Raw genomic sequence first — 20308 nt, 5'->3', positions numbered from 1 at the left:
TGGCTCTGACGCCGCCGAGCGTGACGCCACCGAGCCTGCCGCCGGTGAGCGTGAGCGGTCAGCCCTCGGCGCCGGCCAGGTAGACGCCGAACGCGGCGCCCTGGGGGTCGCGCAGGACGGCGATGCGCGGGCCGCCCGGCACGTCCGTGGGTGGCAGCAGCACGTCGGCGCCCAGTTTGGTGGCCCGGGCGACGGTGATGTCGACGTCGGCGACCGAGAAGTACGGCAGCCAGTGCGGCGGGACCTGCGGCGGGAAGCGGTCGTCCATCACCAGCATGCCGCCGAAGTCCTCGCCGTGCAGGCCCCACTGGGTGTACTGCTCGGAGGAGCTGACGGACCAGCCGAACACCGTCGGGTAGAAGGCGGCCGCGCCGGGCGCGTCGCGGGTGAGCAGCTCGACCCAGCCGAGCGCGCCGGGCTCGTTGAGCACGCCGACGCCCTGGAAGGCGCGGGCCTGCCAGAGTGAGAAGACGGCGCCGGACGGGTCGGCGACCACCGCGTACCGACCGAGGTCGAACACCTCGGCGGGCTCCATCAGGACGCTGCCGCCCGCGTCCTGGACCATCGCCACGGTGACGTCGGCGTCGGGGACGGCGAAGGACACCGTCCAGGCGGTCGGCTGCTGCGGGGTGTAGAGCGGGGTGACGGCGGCGGCGGGGGCGTCGCCGAGGAGCATCTGGGTGTAGCCGCCGGCCTCGGGGCGCGGGTCGGTCTCGGCCCGCCAGCCGAACAGCTCGCCGTAGAAGGACTTGGCGGCGGCGGGGTCGGAGGTGCCCAGCTCGACCCAGCAGGGGCCGTTGGTGGTCACGGAAGTCTGCTTCATGGCTCTCTCGGATCGTCGGGGTGTGGTTGACACGTGGTTGCCCACGTCGTGACTTCGGATCGTCAAATTCCCAGCGCGTCAGGCGACTTCGAGGACGAGCTTGCCTCGGACGTGGCCGGACTCCACGAGGGCCAGTGCCTCGGCGGCGTGGGTCAGCGGGTAGCGGCCGGTGACGTGCGGGTCCAGCTCGCCGACGGCGACCAGGGCGGCCAGCGCGGCGAGGGACTCGCGGGTGGTGGAGCGGGTGACGTAGCGGCCGCCGAGTTGGGCGGCGGCGACCGGGTCGGCGGTGCTGACCAGCTTCGAGCGGTCGGCGAGGGTGACGGCGGCGGCCCGCAGGGCGTCACCGCCGACCAGGTCGAGGATGCCGTCCACGCCGTCCGGCGCCGCCTTCGCGATCCGCTCGGCCACTCCGTCGCCGTACCGGATGTGGACGGCGCCGAGCGACTCCACGTGCTCGCGGTTGGCGTCGCTCGCGGTGCCCAGAACGCGGAGGCCGCGGCTGCGGGCGATCTGTGCCGCCGCGCTCCCGACGCCGCCCGCGATGCCGAGGATCAGCAGCGTCTGCCCGGAGCCGAGTCCCACGTCGCGGACGGCGTCGTCCGCGGTGGCCACCGAGACGGGCAGGGTGGCGGCCCGGTCGAAGTCGACGTTCGCGGGTTTGAGAGCGCTCATCCTGGCGAGCAGCAGCGTCTGTTCGGCGAAGCCGCCGGCGGCGGCGACGCCGAACACCTCGTCGCCCGGGGTGAAACCGGTCACCCCGGGGCCGACCTGCTGCACGACGCCCGCGGCCTCCTGGCCCATGACGGCGGGCAGTTGGCGTTCCCGGCCGAACAGGCCGCGCCGGATCTTCCAGTCCACCGGGTTCACGCCGGCCGCCCGGACGGTGATCGCCAGTTGACCCGGCCCGGCGGCGAGCACCGGCCGGTCCAGGAACTCCTGAGTCTCCGGCCCGCCGTAGTCGACGAACCCGAACGCCTTGGCCATCGTGATCCCACTCCTCGGGTAGCCGGCCTGCGATCCCCGTCCTCGGCCCCAGCATGCGGGGCGGGACCGGGTGGGGGCGGGCGCTGGTGGGCCGAACGGGGGCGGGGAACAAAAGACAGATGACAGATAACAGATTTCGAAATCTGTCACCTGTCATCTGTCAGCGGTGACCTGTCAGCTCCGCGCCACCCGCGTCACCGGGATCCACAGCTGTGCCTCGGCGTCGCCCGTCCCCGGGACGAAGCGGGTCCGCAGCAGCTCCGGGCCCGGCCGGGCCTCGTACGGGTTGGACGGGAACCACTGGCTCGCCGTGTCGCCCCACATGCGCTGGAGCGCCTGCGGGAACGGCCCGGTGCTGCTGAACACCGCCCAGGTGCCGGCCGGGACGTCGAGCACGTCCAGGTCGTCCGGCAGCTCGGCGTCCGGACGCGCCACCACCGCGTGCCAGTAGTCGACGTCGGACCCCTCCTCGCGGTTCTCCGACAGGCAGTCGGTCACCGAGATGATGCCGTCCGGATCCTGGTCGGAGAGCGCCGAGATCCGGGCGACGGTCTCCGTGCCGAGCCCCTTGATGAACTCGGCGATCGCCGGGTTCACCCCCTCGTAGATCAGGGTGACCCGGGCCCTCTTGCCGACGATCCGGAGCGCCGGCTTCTGCACGATGCGGTATTCCATGGTGCTGGTTCCTTCCACGACGAGTCGGAAGGACATCCGGGGCTGGGACTTGAGCACCGCGCCGTCGCGCCGGGCCTCTCCCGGCCCGACCCCGTGCATCGCCCGGAACGCCCGGGCGAACGCCTCCCCCGAGGTGTAGCCGTAGCGCACCGCGACATCGAGCAGCGTCCGCTCGCCGCCGAGCACTTCGGCACCCGCGACGGTCAGCCGCCGGCGCCGGACGTACTCCGACAGCGGTATCCCGGCGAGCATCGAGAACAGCCGCCGGAAGTGGTACTCCGACGTCATCGCGATCCGCGCCAGCTCGGCCACCTCGACCTCGTGGTCCAGGTTCCGCTCGATGTGCTCCATCGCGCGGTTCAGGTGCTCCAGCACTCCCGCCCCGTCCTTCCTTGTTGATCTTCACCGTAGGAGGGACCCACCTTGCCGCACCCGACAATCGGTGCCCGCTCCGGTCGGGTGCTCGTCGCAGATCCCCGAGCCGGATCGCCGCGCACAGGGTGCGGGAACAGCCGGGACGGGCGTGATGTTCTCCGCCTCCGTAGCCGTCCCTGGCACCGACCGCAGCCAGTTGTTCAAATTGGAACAACCGAGTACGGTCGTCGAAGTCCGGTTCACCCCCCTCGGTAACGGAGGCCCGCCCATGCCGCAGCCCGGCTCCGCCACGGTGCGCTCACGCGTGCGCATCCCGCTGACCTTCCCGGACGGCTACCGCGCCGACGCGGAGGTCTTCACCTTCCACGGACTGGCTGACGGCGCCGAGCACATCGCGCTCGCGTTCGGCGAGGTGCCGCAGGGCGGGACGCCGCTGGTGCGGCTGCACTCGGAGTGCCTGACCGGCGACGTGTTCGGCTCGGACCGCTGCGACTGCGGCCCGCAGCTGCGCGAGTCGGTCGAGCGGATCAGCGAGGCCGGCGGCTACCTGCTCTACCTGCGCCAGGAGGGCCGCGGCATCGGGCTCTACAACAAGCTCGACGCGTACGCCCTCCAGGACTCGGGCCTCGACACGTACGACGCCAACACCGCCCTCGGCCTCCCCGAGGACGGCCGCGACTACACCGCCGCCGCCCAGATGCTGACCGCCCTCGGCGCCGCGGGCATCGAGCTGCTGAGCAACAATCCGGACAAGGCGGCGCAGCTGGCCTGCCTCGGGATCACCGTGGAGCGCCGGACGCCGACCGGCGTCCACCTCTCGGCGAGCAATGTGCGGTACCTGCGCGCCAAGGTGGAGCGGACCGGGCACTCGATCGAGCTGTCCCGGCTGGTCGGCTGAGGCTGCCGACCGTCGGCTGCGGCGGAGGCCGGAGCGTCAGCGGCGGCCGGTGCGGCCGATGGTGCGCTGGATGCCGAGGCAGGCCAGGGGGAGGGCGATCAGGACGGCCGCCCAGAAGGCGCTGTGGCCCCAGAGCTCGGCGATGCCGCCGTAGAGCGGCTCGGCCACGGGGATGCGCAGGGCCTCCATCGGACCGAGCGGCGGGGGCCAGGCGCCGAGCAGCAGGGTGCCGAGGAGCCACAGGACGAACAGGCGGCGGGCGGCCCCGGGCCCGGCCAGGGTGGTGGCGGCGGACACCGTGGCCAGCAGGAGCGTGAAGCCGGCCTGGTAGGCGGCTCCGGCCTGGCCGGTGCCCCAGGACGCCGGGGTCGGGTGGTGGCCGGTGGCAGCCAGCCGGACCTCGACGGTCGCCCACAGCAGGACGACCAGGACGAAGCTGCTGCCGAGCACGAACAGGGCGCGGTCGCGCAGGCCGGGGGCGCCCGTCCGCCAGGCCGTCGCCGCAGGTCCCGGCCAGGACGCCTTGACCGCGGCCGCGGGGCGGGAAGCCCGTCGGCCGCCGCCGGAGGCCCGACGGCCCTCGGCCAGGCGCCGCCACTCCTCCACGGTCCGGCGCCGCGCGTCGTGGACCGGCCGGAGCAGCCTGGTGGCGCGCTCGACCAGGACCAGGGCCAGGACGACCCCGACGGTCGCCGCCACTGCGGCCCAACTGCCCATGCCGCCCTCGAACATGACCACCCGGTCGGCCAGCGCGGGCGGCGGCTTGAGCACCGTCATCGGCGGCCCCAGCCGCAGGTAGCCGATCGCGCCGGCGCCGGCGGCGGCCAGTGCGATCGTCCCCCGGCCGACCCGGGCGGGGAAGACCACCAAGGTGACGGCCGCCGCGAGGGCCGCGCCCAGCTGGGGCGCCACCGCTCGCGCCGCGTGCTCCCCGGCCGTTCGCAGGTGACCGCCGAAGAGGCTGTTGGGCAGGATCTTCAGCTGGTTCCCGGCGTCGACGCTGATCCGCGCGAGCGCGCCCGCCCAGAGCACCAGCGCGAGGGCGACGAGCAGCAGTAGCGCCGCCGCGGCCTGCCGGGGCAGCGCGGTACCGGTGTTCGCCCACCAGACCCGCACCCACGGCCGCCACACGACGGGCTCACGGGTGCGCCCGCCCGTCGCCGTCCGCCCCTGCGCCGTCCGTCCGCCGGCCGCGCGCCCGCACTCGGCGGGTGCGCGCCTGGCCCGCAGCGTCTCGGCGGCGACCAGCACCGCACAGCCGGGCACCGATCCGGGGTCGGCGCTCACGGCACGCCTGCGCAGAGCGGACCAGCGCCGGCGCACGCCGTCCACCGCGTCGCGGCGCACCGCGCTCCAGGCCGCCAGCACGACGTCCGCCACGACCGCCGCCACCACGGCCGTCACCGCCGACACCCGCCCGGACAGCGGCAGCCGGTACACCGCGGTGGGCAGCGGGGAGAGCCGGGCGAGCAGCCGGGCGTGCTCCTCGGGCCGGACGGTCAGCCACAGCGCCAGGCGGTACGCCTGGGCCCGTTCGTCGACGGTCAGCCCGTCGCCGGTGCGTCCGCCGCCGCCGAGCTCGCGGGCGGCGCGGTCCGTCTCGGTCACGGCCTGCGGCACGCGGGTGAGGGCGAGCAGCCGCCCGCAGTGCTCGCCGGAGCACTCGGGGTGGTCGCAGTCGTAGCGCGCGGCGACGGCCGGCACCGAGGCGGCGAGCAGCTCGTCGAGGAACGCGACGACGTCCGGCTCGGTGCCGATCCGGGTCAGGCCGGCGGTGTCGATCGGGCGTTCGCGGTAGTGCGGGGTGGCGGACGGCGCGAACGCGGCGCCGAGGGCGAGCACCGCGAGGGCCGCCGCGCGGGCCCGCCCGGCGCCCCGGGCGCGGTCGACGTCCCGGAGGTAGTGCAGGTCGAACACGGTGTCGCGGACGTCGTCGCGCAGCCAGGCCAGCAGCCTCTGCGCGCCGCCGTCGACCAGCCACTCGGCGGCCTCGCCGGAGCGGTTCAGCATCGTCCAGGCCAGGACGGACGGGGCGTGGTAGGGGTCGCCGAGGAAGGTGATCGGCCGGTGGGCATGGCCGCCCGTCGCGCCTGCCGCGGTCGCCTGGGGCCGGACGACCGCGGGGCTGCCGCCCGCCAGCCAGCTCCTGACCTGCTCGGCCTTCCAGCGCTGCGCCGGGTTCCTGGTGAACAGGCCCTGCAGGAGGAGCAGCCGGCGCGGATCGGTGACGGCGGAGAGGTCGACCTCCTCCGAGAAGACCAGGTCGTACTGCAGCACCTCGTCGCTGAGCAGCAGGCCGTCCTGGTCGAGGTAGCGGGGCCGGCCGGTGAACAGCTCGTACAGCACGTTGCCGAGCCCCCACCAGGGGCCGGCCGGGTGGTTGGAGCCGGCCAGCTGCTCGGGGGCCATGTAGGCGACGGTGACCTGCATCTCGGGCGAGAAGCTGCGGCTGGCGGTGAGCTTGGCGACGCCGCCGAAGTCCGCGATAACGAACTCGCCGGGGCCACCCGGGCTCCCGGGGCCACCGCCGGGGCGCACCAGGATGTTGGCGGGCTTGAAGTCGACCGGGTTGCGCTGGATCCGCCGCTGCCAGAAGTCGAGCATGGCGACGAGTTCGCGGACGATGGGTTCGGTCTCGCGCGGGTCTGCGTGCCGGCCGTCGCGGGTCAGGGCGGCGATGCGGTCGGCGAGGGTGACGGGCAGGTACTCCATCGCCACCCAGTCGCAGCCCACCCCGGCGTGCTCGACCTGGCCGTAGTCGGTGATCCGCGGCACGTGGCGGCGGTAGGCCTCGTCGCGCAGGTGCTCCAGCAGGTCGGTGTCCATGGCCTGGCCGGACCGGGTGACCTTCACCGCGGCGTCCCCGCCGCCGTCCGTCCGCCGGACGTGCCAGACGGTGCCCTCGGTGCCCGAACCGGCGACCTGGTACGGCTCGTAGCGGTTCAGCAGGGCCGCCGGGAAGGCACCCCCGAAGTGGCCGCCGCGCGCGGGCGCCGGGCGGCGGGTCTGTGTCGGCGGGGTGGCGGCGCGGGGTTTGACCCGGGTCGGCGCCTCCGGGTCGGCGCGCAGCCGCCGCAACCGCGTGGGCGGGTCCGGGATCCGGGTCAGGTCACGGCGGCCCCAGGGCCATCGGTCCACCCGCGTCCGCGGGACCGCATCCGTCGGCGTGCCGTCGGCCATCCTGTCGTTCTCCCCTTCAGCCGACCTGGTGTGACGCATCATCATGTGTCAAGAGGGGCAGCGGTGTTCCAGCTTTCGGCCACTCCCGTTTCCAAGCCGTTACGCAGCGCTGGAGCCGGTCGGTGACGGGCTCCGGCGCTGCCAGACCCGGACGTAGTCGAACGAGAGGGTGGCCGGCAGGGAGGTGGGGCCGCCGATGGCGGGCTGGACGGCGTTGTCGAGCATCAGCCACATGGGCGCGGAGGTGATGCCCTGGGTGAGGGTGGCGACGAGGATGCCGTCCCGGTAGTAGTCGACCCGGCCGTCCTGCCATTCGGCGCCGAAGACGTGCCAGCCGGTGAGGCCGGTGTCGGAGCAGCTGCCGGTGGAGGCGGCGGCGGAGTTGAAGTGGGCGCAGACGAGGCCGTGCAGCCCTTCCATGACGTCGTTCTCGCCGCCGTGGGGCCAGTCGGCGCCGACGGCCCAGAAGGCGGGCCAGTTGGCGACCACGCCGGGGGCGGCGGCGGGGACGTTGACCCGGGCCTCCAGCGCGCCGAAGGTGAAGGAGAACTTGTCCCTGCTGTTGACCATGCCGGAGACGTACGGGAGGGTCCGGTCGCCGCAGGTCTGCTGCCGCGCCTCGGCGGTGACGTGCAGCATGCCGTCGCGCACCGCGACCTGCGCGGCGTCGTAGCAGTCCAGTTCCTTGTCGTTGACGGGCGGGGCGATCGCCCCCGGGGCGAACGGGTTGCCGGTGGACCACTTGGCGGTGTCCAGCGAGGTGCCGTCGAACTCGTCCTCGAAGACCAGGTGCCAGTCGCCGGGGATGCCCAGCGGCATGACGCTGCGCGACGCCCGGGAGGAGGAGGCCGACGGGCGGGCGGAGCTCGCCGGCCCGCCGCCCGAACCCGAGCAGCCGGCCAGGGCGGTGAGCAGGAGGGCGAGCGCCCCGGCGGGCATGGCGCACCACGGGCTGCGGCGGAGTTCCATGACGCACCTACCTTCTTCGCCCGATCAGGGTTCCATCCGGGCGCGGTGCGCGCATCCGGTGCTGCGGCGATGGCAGCCGGCGGTCACGGTGCGGGCCGCCAGATGTCCCCGACGGCGGTGACGCCCGCGCTGGCTCCGACCGGGTGCAGGCCGTAGGCGTCCTCCAGTGTGCGCAGCAGCCGGTAGTGGTCGGTCCGCTCGTCATAAGTGCCGGGGTTGACCTGCTGCCCGACGACGACGGTCGGGATCCGGTTGTCCTGGCTGCCGTCGTCCTCGTCCCAGGTGATCACCAGCAGGCTGTTGTGGGTGCGCGCCCAGTCGGCGTAGCCGGCCAGGTTGTCCTTCAGCCAGGTGTCGCCCTGCGTCACGGAGCCGTCGTGCATGTCGTTGGTCAGGTTCGGCACGACGAAGGACACCGCCGGCAGCGCCGCGTAGTCGTGCGGGAAGGCCGAGAACGGCAGGTTCACGCCGGGCGGCAGGGCGCCGAAGTCCACCCACGGGTTGTGCTTGCGGGCGTATCCGCCGCTGCCGCAGCCGGTGTAGCCCGCGCCCGGCAGGTCCTCGGAGTAGCCGGCGAAGGTCAGGCCGGCGGCGAGCAGGGCGGAGCCGAGGTCGGGCGTCGAGAAGGCGTGCGGGCACGAGTCGTCGGTGACGCCCTGTACCGAACCGGAGAAGAGCGCCAGGTAGTTGGGCTGACTGGGGTGGGCGACGGCGAACGACCGGGTGAAGGACGCGCCCTGTGCCGCGAGAGTGTTGATGAACGGCGCCTCGGCCGTCCTGCCGATGACGTCGGCGTAGGACTTGTTCTCCTCGACCACCACCACGACGTGGTCGGGGCGGGGAACCGCGACCGCCGGGACCGGGGAGACCGGGGAGCTCCTGGTGCCGCTCCCGGCCGGTCCGGCTGGTGAGGCCGCACAACCCGCCACCAGCAGCACGAACGCGGCCGCCACCGCGCCGGCGGGCGCGCCCACTCGGCGACGCCGACCGGCGCCTCGGGCGTCCGCGCAGGTCACGCCGTCAATCCTGGCCGGTCCGGGTGGGGGCGGCAAATCGGGCGTGGCCACGTCGCGTTGACTGATGCCCACCCCACGTTGACTAATGCCCACAACGAGCGGAGGGTGGAAACGGCGACGCCCGCGCGGTGGGTGCCGGTGCCGAGAGGAGGATCCCGGCGTCCTGGGCGGGTGCGCGCCCGGACGGGAGCCGCCAGTGAGCGGCGCGGGGCGATCCGGACTTCCGGGGGGCTTCCAGGGGGAACAGCCTCACCACGGGAGATCACCTTGAGTCCTGGGTCACGTGTCACCGACCGGTCCGCCGCCGACCTCCATGCCGTCGACCTCCGTGCCGTCGACCTCCACGCCGATGTCCGCGAGCTGATGGCCCGCCTGACCGATGCCGTCGACGGATCCCGGTGGCTGGACGCCTTCCTCCTCGCGGCCGGGGCGGTTCAGGCCTCCGAGGACCGTCTCAGCGGCACCTGGCGGCCGTCACGCCGAGTGGTCGACTACCTGGACAGCCTGTCCGGCACCCGGTCGGCGGCACTGGCCGGGCCGGCCCGGACCGTTCTGGAGGCGTCGAGCGGGGCGATCCGGCGCGTGCCGCCCGCGCGCACGCTGGAACGCTGGACGGCCCGGGTCGAGACGGTCACCGGTCTGCTGGCGGACCTGGTGCTCGGGGCCCGCGACACGCACCGACCTCCGCCGGACCTGCACCGCGAGCTGCTTCGGGCGACCGACGCCCTGCGCCGCCCCTCGGCCGTCCGGCAGGTGCTCGGCCCGGCCGTGGTCCGCCCGCCGTCCTGCTTCTGCAACTTCGACCAGTACCCGGAGGACGTCGCCGAGCTGGTCCGGCGGTTCGCCGCGGAACACCCCGCCCATGACCGTCCGCTACTGGTCGTGGGTGTCCGGACCTCCGGGAGCTACCTCGCCCCGCTGGCCGGGGCCGCCCTGCGGCAGCAGGGCTACCGGCAGGTGACGGTCTGCACCGCCCGCCCCGGGGCGTCGCTGCTCCCCGGCCGAGCGGCAGAACTCCGGCGGCTGGTCCGGGGCGAGGGCCTGGTCCTGCTGCTGGACGACCCGCCGGCGTCCGGCAGGTCGCTGGCCCAGGTCGCCGCGGCGGCCGAGCGGGCGGGCTTCCCGGCCAGTTCGATCGTCCTGCTGCTCGCCGTCTGCGAGGACGAGCCCGTACTGCCCCGGCGACTCGACCGGTATCCCCGCGTGGTCCTGCCCGGGCCGGACTGGCACGTACGGGAGCTGCTGCGGCCGGCCGCGCTGGCCGAGCTGGTGCCGCGTCTGCTGCCCGACTTCCGGCCGCCCCTGGAGGTCGGTCCGCTCGGGCCGCAGACCCGGGGTGCGCATCTCGCGGTACCGGTGACGGCGCGGGTGGACGGCCGCACACTGCCGATGGTCGCCGAGTCGGCCGGCCTCGGTTTCCTCGGGCGGCGCGCGGTGGTCGTGGCCGACGCACTGGGCGAACTGGTGCCGCCGGTCTACGGCTTCGCCGACGGCGTGCTGCTCCGCGCCCGGCTGCCGGGCGAGCAGCGCGACCGGGCCGGCGAACGGGTCGCTCCGGCCGACGTCGCCCGGTACGTGGCGGCCCGTCAGCGACGGCTGGCCGTCGACGCCGACCGCAGCCTCAGGCTGACCGGCCGGGGACCGGTGTGGGAGGTCGCCTCCCGGCACCTGGCCCCGATCCTCGGACGGCCGGAGGTGCTGCTGCGGGCCGTCCTGCTCGACCCGCTGATGCACCGTCTGCTGACGTCCGGCCGGCCGTGCGTGGTCGACGGGCGCACCCTCGACCGCAACTGGGTCGCGGACGAGGACGGCCGCTGGGTCAAGACCGACTTCGCCGAGGGCGCGTTCAGCAACATGAACCTGACGAGCTACGACGCGGCGTACGATCTGGCGGGAGCCGCGGTGTCGCTCGACGGCCTCGACGGCCTCAACGACACCGAGGGCGAACTGCGTTCCCGCTACGAGGAGTTGAGCGGTGAACGGGTCTCGCCCGCGCGCTGGTGCGTGCTGTGCCTCGTCCAGGCCCTGGGCCTCGGGATGCCCCGGCCCGGCCACATGCGCGTCTCCTCGCGGGACCGCGCACGGTCCCGCCGTGCCCAGGCGCGCGCCGTCCAGCGGTTCCTGGCCGAGACGTACCTGTCCGACCTGACGGAGGCCGACCCCCGCGGGCCGTGGTGCGTCCTGGACGTCGACGGAGTGCTGGAGACCGATCCGCTCGACGTCCCCGCCGGGTCGCCGACGGGAATGCTCGCCCTGCGCGCGCTGCGGGCCCACGGCTACCGGGTGCTGCTCGCCACCGGCCGCTCCCTGCCGGAGATCCAGGACCGCTGCGCCGCGTACGGCCTCGCCGGTGGCGTGGCCGAGTACGGCACCGCCGTCCACCTGTCCGTGCCCGGAACCGTCGAGACCGTCCTGCCGGCCGGGTGGGAAGGACCGGACGCCGAACTCCGCCGCCGCCTCGCCCTCCTGCCGGAGGTCACGGTCGACCCGTTCTCCCGGCGGATCGTGCGCGCGTCGCTGGTGCACGACAGCCGCCGGACGGGACTGCCCGCCGCGACCGTCGCCGCGCTGCTCCACGACGGGACGGCCGGCGGCTTCGGGAGCCCGCTCGACGACCGGTTCGACGTGGTGCCCGGCGAGCGGCAGACCGACTTCGTCCCGCACGGGACGGACAAGGTCCACGGTGTGCGCGCCCTGCTCGCCCTCCTGGGCGCCGACGGCGCCGTCCCCGTCCTGGCCGTGGGCGACGGACCGGCCGACCTCGGCCTGCTCCGGTGGGCGCTGAACGGCGTGGCCCCGGCCAACGCATCGCCCGAGGTGCGCGCGGCGGGGGTACCGCTGACGCGAGGCGCCTACCAGGCCGGTCTCGCCGATGCCGTCGCGCGGCTCATCGGCCACCGCCCCGGGCGCTGCCCCACCTGCCGGCCGCCCCGAACCTCCGCGGAGACCCGCGCACTCCTGGCCGTGCTGGCGATTCCCGAGGCCGGTCCGCGGGGAATACCGCCGCGGCTGGCCCGGCTGGCCGGCGCGGATCTGGCGCTGAGCGTCAGGGGCATCGGGCGACACGGGGTGGACGCATGAGCGAGCGGATCATCGCGCTCCCCGGCCCGATCGCGTCCCTTCACCGGCCGCTGGCCGGACCTCTCGACGCGCTGACAGCGCGACGGCTCGCCCGCCAGCTGTGCCCGCACGACCCACCGGCACTCCAACGGCCGTCACCGGGCTACTCCGACGTGCTGGTGCTGCGCTGGGACGGCGAGGCCGGCCGCCCCCTGGCCGTCAAGCACCCGAGGAACCCCCGTGCGCTGGCCTCCCTCACCCAGGAGCGGGACGTCCTGCTGGAGCTGGCCCGGGACGAACGGCTGCGCGGCTGGCGCAGCCTGGTCCCCGAGTCCGTCGACTCCCGGCTCGACGCACCGCTGCCGGTCCTCCTCCAGGGCTGGCTCCCGGGCGCGCCCGCCGACGCACTGCTGAGCCGGTACCCCCAGAACGCCACCAGGGTCGCCGGGCTCTCCCTCGCCGCCATCCGGACACTGCACCGGGCCACCGGACGGATGGAGAACGCGGGCGACCGGATCGACGACTGGATCGGACCTCGGCTGGACGTCATCACCCGTCAGGTCCGCTGGTGCCGGCACGATCCCGGTGCGGCCGGGCTGGCCGCGGTGGAGCGGCGACTGCGCGAACGCCTGGCGCACCGCCCGATGCTGGTGGCGTGGATCCACGGGGACTTCGCGGCCAACAACGTCCTGCTGTCCCGGGACGGCGGCCGGGTCACCGGGCTGGTCGACTGGGCCGGCGCCTCCCCTGACGGGCCCTCGGAGGTCGACGTCTGCACCTTCGCCCTCGCACTGCGCTGGCTGCTCGACCGCCGGCCCTGGGGCCGGCAGGTCGTGGGCGCCCTGCGCACCGGATCGCTCGTGGTCGACGAGGTCGGCGCCGAGCAGCCGGCGGACATCGTGCTGCTGACCTGGCTCTGGCACGTGGCGGCCAACCTGGAGAAGTCACGGCAGTTCGCGAGGAACCGCGGCTGGCTGCTGTCGGTGGTGGTGCCGGTGCTGGAGGAGGCGGCGGGCTGGCCGTGAAACGGCGCGGGCCCGGCCCTCACGGAAGGATTTCCGCGAGGACCGGGCCACCTGTGGGCGCCGTCGGATCAGTGCTGCCAGACCCGCACGTAGTCGACCTGCGCGTCGGCCGGGGCGACGGCCGGGTTGTTGGAGTCGACCGCGTTGTTGAGGATCAGGTACATCGGCGAGGAGGTGATGCCGGTGGTGATCTGACCGACCTTCACACCGTCGTAGTAGTAGGTGACCGAGCCGGGCTCCCAGTCGGCACCGAAGGTGTGCCAGCCGCTGAAGTTGCCGGAGGCGCAGCCGCCGGGGCCGCCGGACGGGGAGTGGAAGTGGTAGCAGGCCTGGCCGCCGAGGCCCTCCATGACGTCCAGCTCACCATCGGTCGGCCAGCTCTGACCGTCCGTCCAGAACGCGGGCCAGTTGGCGACCTGCGAGCCGGAGGCCGGAAGGTACATCCGGGCCTCGAAGGCACCGTAGGTGAACGACGCCTTGCCGTTGCTGTTGATCAGGCCCGAGGTGTACGGGTAGGTCTTGCCGTTCACCGTGGCCGGCTTCTGCTCGGCCGTCAGGTGCAGGCTGCCGCCGCTCACCGAGACCTGCGACGGGGCGTACGCGGCGGACTCGGCGGTGTTAACCGGCGGGGTGGTGCAGGTGTCGCAGCCGAACCAGTTGGGGTTCCACTTGGTCGAGTCGAGCGAGCTGCCGTTGAACTCGTCCGCGAAGACCTGCCGCCAGGTGCCCGGGATGCCGGTGGGGCCCCCGGTGGAAGCGGCCGTCTGGGTGGGCGAGGCGGTGGCCGTGGCCGTGGCCGTCGGCGAAGCGGTGGCGGTCGGCGAGATCGCGGTCGGCGAAGCGGTGGCCGTCGCGGTCGGCGAGGCGGTGGCCGTCGGCGACGGGGTGGCGGTGGCCGTCTGCGTGGGCGAGGCGGTCGCCGTCGGCGAAGCCGTGGCCGTCGGCGTCTGCGTGGGAGACGCGGTGGCCGTGGCCGCCGGCGAGGCGGACGGGCTGGCCGTCGTCGCCGAACCGGCAGCCGCGGTGAAGGTGTTGACCGGCTTCAGGTTGTGCCAGTGGTGGTCGGTGCCCTTGTACGCCACGAAGTACGTGTAGTCGCCTGCCGGGAAGGTCCGGCTCCCCGAGGTGAAGGTGCTCTCCTGCGAGGTCAGCGTGGTCGCGATCGCGCCGGGGAAGTCGTAGTGGGTACCGCCGGCCGAGCGGACCGCGATGGTCAGCGCCGACGCCGACACCTGGCTGGTGGCGTGCAGCGTCGCGGTGGCCGTGACCGGAGCGTCGGCACCGGGAGCGGTCGGCGTGATCGTGAGCGAGTCGACGACGACCGGCTCGGTCTGGCCGGCGCTGGCCGGTACGGCCCAGGCGGCCGCGCCCGTCCCGACGGCGGCGAGTGCGAGGCCGACCGCGGCGAAGCGGTGGCGCGTGCTGAAGGTGCTGCGGCGGTGTTTCGAATGCTTGGGCATACGGAGGGAGACCTTTCGTTCCCCCCACTGCTGGACCCGGAGCAGCCTGAACGAAGGGATGGTCCGTATGCAAGCCCGATGCCGCGGCCTGAGCCGCGGCATCGATCATGTTCCCGCTGAAAACGCCTGGCAGGAGCAGGGTTGGAGGCGCCGTCACCGACTGGTTGTGATATGAGGCACAGGAGCCGGTCGTGCGGAGGGCGAGCGCCGCTGCGCCGAGGCGATCGACCGGCTGATCCGCCGGGCCGCGAACCCCGTGCCGCAGACGAAGCGCATCAGCGGTCCGAAGGTGTCGGCGGCGGACAGCCCGGTGAAGTAGAGACCGGGCACGGAGGACTCGAATCCGCTGGTCAGACGGGGTGCGCCGGCGTTCCGCCGGGCGACCGACCGGCGCAGGCCGGCGTCCAGGATGTCCAGCCGGTCGATGTCCACCCGGTACCCGGTGGCGGCGAGCACGTGATCGACCTCCAGGGCGCCGGTCGGTCCGCGCAGCCGGAGCCGGACCCGGCCGTCGGCCTCCACGGCGGAGACCGCCTCGTGACCGGTGAGCACCGGGAACCGGTCCTCCATGCGCTCGCGCAGCCACCATCCGCCCGACGGGCCGAGCACGGTGCGCACGAGACGGGCCCTGGTCCGGTCCGGCAGGTGGCGGAAGGCCCCGGTCGCGTTACTGAACGCGGCGAACGACCATCCGGGCCCGAGCGGCGTGGCCGGCTTCGCCAGCCGGACGGGCCACGGGCGGTCACGGTCCCAGTCGGTCGTGGGCGGGGTTCCGAAGATCAGGCGGTCCGTCCTCGCGATCAGGATCACGTCGGCGTCCGCCTCGTGCATCAGGGTGGCGCTCTCCAGCGCGGACTGCCCGGCACCGATCACCGCCACCCGCCGTCCGGCGAACGTCGCCAGGTCCGCGTGGTCCGAGGTGTGCGAGACCAGTCCTGCCTCCAGAAGCGGCCGCAGTTCGGCGGGGATGGTCGCGTACGGCGGAAAGCCGCTGGCCACGACGACGGCGCGAGCGGTGAACCGCTCGCCGGTGTCCAGCCGGAGCCGGAAGCCGTGCGAGTTCGGTTCGATCCGGACCACGGCAGCGCGCTCGACCTCGGGCACGCACCGCCGCTGGAACCACTCGCCGTAGCGGATGAACTCGTCGAGCGGAATCGCGTAGCGGTCGCCCACCCAGGGCAGGCCCTCGGTGGCCCGGAAGTCGTTGAGGCCGTGGCGGCCGGCGGGATCCGAGATCGAGGACGCCCGGGGTGTGGACTTGAGGAACATTCCCGCCGGCATCCGCGCCCGCCAACTTCCCATCGGCTGACCGAGGATACGCACGGGCACGTCGGCTGCCCTCAGGTGGGCCGCCACGGACAGTCCGTACGGACCGGCACCCACGATCGCGACGGGTACCTCAGTGGACGCAGTCATGTCTCAACCTCCAGGGGTGGAGCGGGTAGTCATCCGGTTCCATGCCTTCTGGGCCACCCACCTGGTCGCCTGGCCGCTGAAGCGGACCACCATGGCGGCGGCGGGCGCGACGTCGTCGCGGCAGAGCCAGGCGCGCTCGGTGGACCTGCGCGGCACCAGGTCGGGCAGGGGGCGGCGTTGCCGGCAGACCGCGACCGCGGCGGAGACCACGTCCAGCTGCCCGACGCCGTAGTAGCGGCTCAGCTGGGGCCCCTGCGGCACCGGGCGGCCGGTGAGCGACAGGTGCAGGGCACGGACCACGTCCACGCCGTCCACGGTTTCGAACAGGCGGAACTGGGCGCCGGTGCGGGGATTGAAGTCGAGGAGCTTGTAGCGGCCGTCGCGCAGGTCCAGCCGCCAGTCCAGGTCGGCGATGCCGCTGTAGCCGACCTTCCGGCAGAAGCCGGCGACCAGTTCGGCCAGTTCGGGATTGGGCAGGGAAACGGCCCGGGTGGTGAAGCCTCCGGTCGGCGGGTAGGAGCGCAGCTTCCGCCCGGTGAAGACGGCCAGCGGCTCGCCCTCCGGGCCGCAGCACAGGTGCGTGATCCAGTGTTCGGAGTACTCCTCCGGCAGGTACTCCTGGGCGAGGACGGAGAGTTGACCGCTCGGCGGGCACCTGGTCAGCAGCTCCCGCTCGTCGTGTATCAGGGTGGTGTGCCTGACCGCGGGACGGCTCAGCCTGGTGAACGCCTCCAGGTTCTTCAGCACCAGCGGATAGCCGCAGAGCCTGGCGGCCTCCAGCAGCCCGTCGGGTTCGCTCGGTATGACGGTGCGGGGTGCCGCGACACCGTGCTCCTCGCACATCGCGTACAGGGTGCCCTTGTTGGCCAGCCGGCGGGGCAGCGCCCCGGGCATCGGCGGCAGCAGGAAGTACGGGGTCAGCTCCTCGGCGTGCTCGGCGAGCAGGACGGCGGCCTCGTCGTCGGTGGGCAGGGCGACGCACCGGCGGCCGTTCTGCCAGCCGATCTCCCGGCCGATCTCCCGTACGATCGCGACCATCTGCTCGACGCGCTCGCAGCCCGTGGTGGGCCGGATGTAGGCGCGGGCCAGGTAGCGGGAGAACGCGGTCGGCGTCAGCGGGTCCTCCACGATCGCGAACACCGGGACCCCGACCCGGCCGAACGACCGGACCACGCCCACCGGGCCGTGCGCCAGCGGGTACCGCCCCACCTTGACCAGCAGGACGGGGGTTCGGCGGTCCAGATCGTTCAGAATCATGGCCATGGTGTCGTGCGTCCTTGCCTGGGAAGTCGCTCAGTGCTGCCAGACCGCGACCCAGTCGACCCGCAGCTGGGCGGAGTTGACGTCGGGTGGCGGTGTCTGCTGGTAGCCCACCGCGAGGTTGAGGAGCAGTTCCATCGCGGTGTGCGGGATCTCGGCCGGGTCGGTCACCTGGAGCTTCGGCACGCCGTCGACGTACCAGGTGACGGCCTGCGGCTGCCAGTCCATCGCGAAGACGTGGTAGTCCGCGGCGAAGTCCGTCGGGCCGCCCCAGCCGTGGACGTCGACGGGCTTGCCGTCCGGCGTCCGGTTGTGCAGGTTCAGGTCGGCGTACTGCCTGGTGTTGATGAACTCGGCGACGTCCAGCTCCGGCAGTCCGCCCCGGGTGTCCGCGGGGAGCAGCCAGAAGGCCGGGAACATGCCCACCGGGTCCATCGGGGCCTTCAGCGCCGCGACGAAGTAGCCGTACGTGAAGGTGTGGCGCGGGGGGTCGTCCCAGTGGTCGCGGCCGGTGGAGATCATCCCGGAGCGCCACGGGTAGGTCTTGCCGTCGGCGCCGGGCGTCGGCCGGCGTTCGGCGGTGAGTGTGAGCACGCCGTTCGCCACCTGGATCTGGCCCGGCTGGTACCACTCGAGCTCGTTGTTGCCCGCGTTGGTGCAGCCGCCGTCGTTCCAGTCGTAGCAGGTCGCCCATTTGGACCGGTCCAGGGACGAGCCGTTGAAGTCGTCCTTGAAGACGAGGTGCCAGGGCCCGGGGCCCGGAGGCTTCTCCAGCGACTCCGAGCCTGGAGAGATCGTGGCCGCGGCCCCTGAGCCCGACGGTGCGGACGCGGTGTGGCCGGCGGTGGTGCCGCAGGCGGCGGCGGCGAGCAGCAGGCCGGATCCCAGCCAGGTCCGCCAGTTCCTGCGGCGGCGGGGTGCCCCGGGCTCGCGCGCGGGCCCCGAGGGGCGCGGGAGCAGCACCAGCACCGTGGTGACCACGGCGAGGACGAGCACCGCGCGGGTGGTGGAGAAGGCGTGCGCGAAGAACAGCGCCTCGGCCGTCAGCGCCGTCATCGCGGCGCTCAGGGTCACGGCCAGGACGGCGGTGACCAGTCGGTCGGGCCGGCGGGCGAACCACGACGGGACGGTACGGCCCCACCCCACGGCCGCCGCACCCGGGCAGGTCAGCAGGAACGTTCCGGCCACGGCCACGCGCAGCGGGTTCCCGGCGGGGAGCAAGGTGGCCAGCAGGGCGATCCAGGCCCAGAGCGCCGGAAGAGCCCGCGGCACGGTCCACGAACGGGTGCTCATCGTGCGCTCCCTCCGCCGACGACCTGGTCAGGTGCCTGGGCGACGTACTGGTAGACCACCGCGTCGGAGTTCTTCAGCACGACGCGCAGGTCGGAGGCCCTCGCGGCCGCCGCCTCCACCTGCTCGACGGTGGATTGCGGCAGAAGCCCCGTCAGCTCGCAGTCCGCGGCCTGTGCCCTGGACAGGATCAGGTAGGTGGGTCCGGCCACGTCCCGGCGCTGCAGCACTCCCTGCAGGACGTGCTCAGGGTCTGCCACCAGCCGCTCCCGGTCCGGGACGGACGTGCCGGCCAGGACGAAGCGGTCGTGGCTGTCGTAGTTCAGCTCACCGCCCGGTTCGTTCGAGGTCAGCGAGACGATCATGGATCCCGGCGGGGTGTTGGTCACGTAGCGGACCGCCGCCACCTCCCCCGGCGGGAAGTAGTTCATCTTCTCCTTGCTGAAATAGCCGAAGAGAAAGCCACCGACCAGAGCGAGCAGTACGGCGCTCATGACGCCGGTCCGCAGCAGGCCGACCGGTCGCGTCCCCAACAGCAGGGTCGCGGCGAGGAAGGCGGCGGCCGGAAGGGCGAGCAGGTACGCCCGGAAGAGCATCTCGCCCTCGTAGGCGTTGGCGGGCAGCAGCACCAGCGGCGCCACCAGGAGCAGCGGCAGGCTCGTCCGGCGCACCCAGCGGTGGCGGACGGCGCCCGCCACCGCCAGCAGGAACACGGAGGCCGTCATCGCGCGGTCGACCCAGGACGCCAGCACCTGCCCGGGGGCGGCGTTGGACAGCTCGGCGAAGCCGGCCACCGCGTTGTGGTCCGGGGAGGTGAGCGCCGTGACCAGGCTGCCCACGTGCTCCGACATGAACGGCCGGGCGACGGTGGCATCCCACAGGAAGGTCAGTGCGACCGCCGCGGCCAGCAGCGGCAGGACGGTACGGCGGTTGCGCCGCGGCAGTGACAGCATCGCCAGGCAGGCGATCAGCATGATCGGGGTCAGCTGGTGGGAGGAGACGATCGCGGCGATCAGCACCAGCAGCAGCACGAACGGCACGGGTCGCCAGCCGCCGCGGCGCGACATCTCGCCGGCCGAGGACACGGCTCGCGCCCCGGACGCCCCCGGTCCGTCCTCCGCGAGTTCCCGCAGGGCTGCCAGCTGGCGCATCACCAGCGCGATCACGGTGACGAACAGGAGGTACGCGAAGGCCTGCGGTGAGAAGTAGTCCTGGCCGACCCAGGCCGCCGAGTAGTAGAGCCAGATCCCGGCCCAGATCAGTCGGCGGTCCTTGGTGAGGCTGCGGTAGAGCAGCAGCAGCGGGCCCATCAGCAGGACGTTGGCGATCACCGGGTACCAGGACGCGTAGCCGAGCGCGGAGGGCAGGCCGGTCACGCGCAGGAACAGCCCGTTGAGCTCGAAGAAGCCGGGCCACTGGTTGTAGACGTCGAGCTTGCCCGCGCCCTGCACCGTCCCGTGGTGGCGCAGCATGGCGTCGACGATGGCGATGTGCTTCCAGGCCCAGGCGTAGCGGAGGGTCGGGTAGAGGATGCTGGGCGTGGCGTGGATCAGCGTGATCAGGCCCAGGACGTAGGCGGCGAGCCAGCCCTGGCGGGTCCGCGGGTCACGCACCGCGACGACGAATCCGCAGGTGAGAACGGCGAGGGCGGCGAAGTAGAGCGGCGGCAGCGCTTGGAGCAGGCCGAGGTCGTCCATCCTGGAGAGCTGCACGCGGGGCAGTGCGAGCAGCCAGAGTGCCAGCGCCACCGGCAGGGCCCCCCGGACCACCCACACGGACCGGCCGGCCGTCGGGCGCCCCTCGGTGGACGTACGGTCGGCGGGCCGGGCGGCCTCGCGCTCCAGGGATTCCGTCACTGTGGTCGTCACTCCTGA

Annotated in this window: 14 protein-coding genes; 3 read left to right on the top strand and 11 right to left on the bottom strand. The window is 73.5% G+C overall.

Going from position 1 to position 20308, the window contains the following annotated elements:
* Nucleotides 1-58: 58 nt before the first annotated feature.
* The 3 genes from F7Q99_RS23905 to F7Q99_RS23895 all read right to left on the bottom strand — a co-directional run bounded on the left by F7Q99_RS23905 (nucleotide 59) and on the right by F7Q99_RS23895 (nucleotide 2860).
* Entirely contained in the window at nucleotides 59-823 is a 765-nt protein-coding gene (locus F7Q99_RS23905) for a VOC family protein (protein WP_153464654.1), read from the bottom strand.
* Between the two features lie 78 nt (nucleotides 824-901).
* Nucleotides 902-1810, bottom strand: coding sequence for an NADP-dependent oxidoreductase (locus F7Q99_RS23900; RefSeq protein WP_153464652.1), 909 nt, complete (start codon nucleotides 1808-1810; stop codon nucleotides 902-904).
* A gap of 174 nt (nucleotides 1811-1984) precedes the next feature.
* Entirely contained in the window at nucleotides 1985-2860 is an 876-nt protein-coding gene (locus F7Q99_RS23895) for an AraC family transcriptional regulator (RefSeq protein ID WP_326847038.1), read from the bottom strand.
* Between the two features lie 268 nt (nucleotides 2861-3128).
* On the opposite strand from F7Q99_RS23895, the gene F7Q99_RS23890 reads away from it, so the two are divergent.
* On the top strand, nucleotides 3129-3758 hold the full coding sequence (locus tag F7Q99_RS23890; RefSeq protein ID WP_153464635.1) for a GTP cyclohydrolase II: 630 nt from the start codon (nucleotides 3129-3131) through the stop codon (nucleotides 3756-3758).
* A 36-nt stretch (nucleotides 3759-3794) separates the two neighbouring features.
* Here F7Q99_RS23890 and F7Q99_RS23885 read toward each other — a convergent pair whose 3' ends face one another.
* The 3 genes from F7Q99_RS23885 to F7Q99_RS23875 form a co-directional block, all read right to left on the bottom strand.
* Nucleotides 3795-6938, bottom strand: a complete 3144-nt coding sequence (locus F7Q99_RS23885; RefSeq protein WP_195911155.1) for a protein kinase domain-containing protein — start codon at nucleotides 6936-6938, stop codon at nucleotides 3795-3797.
* 99 nt (nucleotides 6939-7037) lie between these two features.
* Nucleotides 7038-7907 carry a glycoside hydrolase family 16 protein gene (locus tag F7Q99_RS23880; protein ID WP_153464631.1) on the bottom strand — a complete coding sequence of 290 codons (870 nt, stop codon included), beginning with the start codon at nucleotides 7905-7907 and terminating at the stop codon, nucleotides 7038-7040.
* An 83-nt stretch (nucleotides 7908-7990) separates the two neighbouring features.
* Complete coding sequence (locus tag F7Q99_RS23875) at nucleotides 7991-8923, bottom strand: alkaline phosphatase family protein (protein ID WP_326847037.1); 933 nt, start codon at nucleotides 8921-8923, stop codon at nucleotides 7991-7993.
* 267 nt (nucleotides 8924-9190) lie between these two features.
* Between F7Q99_RS23875 and F7Q99_RS23870 the strand changes: the two genes are divergently transcribed.
* The gene (locus F7Q99_RS23870; RefSeq protein WP_153464629.1) at nucleotides 9191-12004 is read left to right on the top strand and encodes an HAD hydrolase family protein; all 2814 of its coding nucleotides are present in this window, start codon (nucleotides 9191-9193) and stop codon (nucleotides 12002-12004) included.
* On the top strand, nucleotides 12001-13008 hold the full coding sequence (locus tag F7Q99_RS23865) for a phosphotransferase family protein (protein ID WP_153464627.1): 1008 nt from the start codon (nucleotides 12001-12003) through the stop codon (nucleotides 13006-13008). Before F7Q99_RS23870 ends, F7Q99_RS23865 begins: the two co-directional genes overlap by 4 nt.
* A gap of 68 nt (nucleotides 13009-13076) precedes the next feature.
* Here F7Q99_RS23865 and F7Q99_RS42705 read toward each other — a convergent pair whose 3' ends face one another.
* The 5 genes from F7Q99_RS42705 to F7Q99_RS23840 all read right to left on the bottom strand — a co-directional run bounded on the left by F7Q99_RS42705 (nucleotide 13077) and on the right by F7Q99_RS23840 (nucleotide 20302).
* Nucleotides 13077-14468 carry a glycoside hydrolase family 16 protein gene (locus F7Q99_RS42705; RefSeq protein WP_195911154.1) on the bottom strand — a complete coding sequence of 464 codons (1392 nt, stop codon included), beginning with the start codon at nucleotides 14466-14468 and terminating at the stop codon, nucleotides 13077-13079.
* Nucleotides 14469-14621: 153 nt separating this feature from the next.
* The gene (locus tag F7Q99_RS23855; protein WP_153464622.1) at nucleotides 14622-15884 is read right to left on the bottom strand and encodes an FAD-dependent oxidoreductase; all 1263 of its coding nucleotides are present in this window, start codon (nucleotides 15882-15884) and stop codon (nucleotides 14622-14624) included.
* A 3-nt stretch (nucleotides 15885-15887) separates the two neighbouring features.
* Nucleotides 15888-17147, bottom strand: a complete 1260-nt coding sequence (locus F7Q99_RS23850; protein WP_153464620.1) for a carboxylate--amine ligase — start codon at nucleotides 17145-17147, stop codon at nucleotides 15888-15890.
* A gap of 30 nt (nucleotides 17148-17177) precedes the next feature.
* Entirely contained in the window at nucleotides 17178-18437 is a 1260-nt protein-coding gene (locus F7Q99_RS23845) for a glycoside hydrolase family 16 protein (protein WP_153464618.1), read from the bottom strand.
* Nucleotides 18434-20302, bottom strand: coding sequence for a glycosyltransferase (locus tag F7Q99_RS23840; protein ID WP_153464616.1), 1869 nt, complete (start codon nucleotides 20300-20302; stop codon nucleotides 18434-18436). The genes F7Q99_RS23845 and F7Q99_RS23840 overlap by 4 nt, the downstream gene beginning before the upstream one ends.
* Nucleotides 20303-20308 lie beyond the last annotated feature (6 nt).

The organism is Streptomyces kaniharaensis (genome assembly GCF_009569385.1).
GTDB lineage: Bacteria > Actinomycetota > Actinomycetes > Streptomycetales > Streptomycetaceae > Kitasatospora > Kitasatospora kaniharaensis.
Note: the sequence above shows the minus strand (reverse complement) of the source record. Positions and strands in the feature narration are given on the sequence as shown.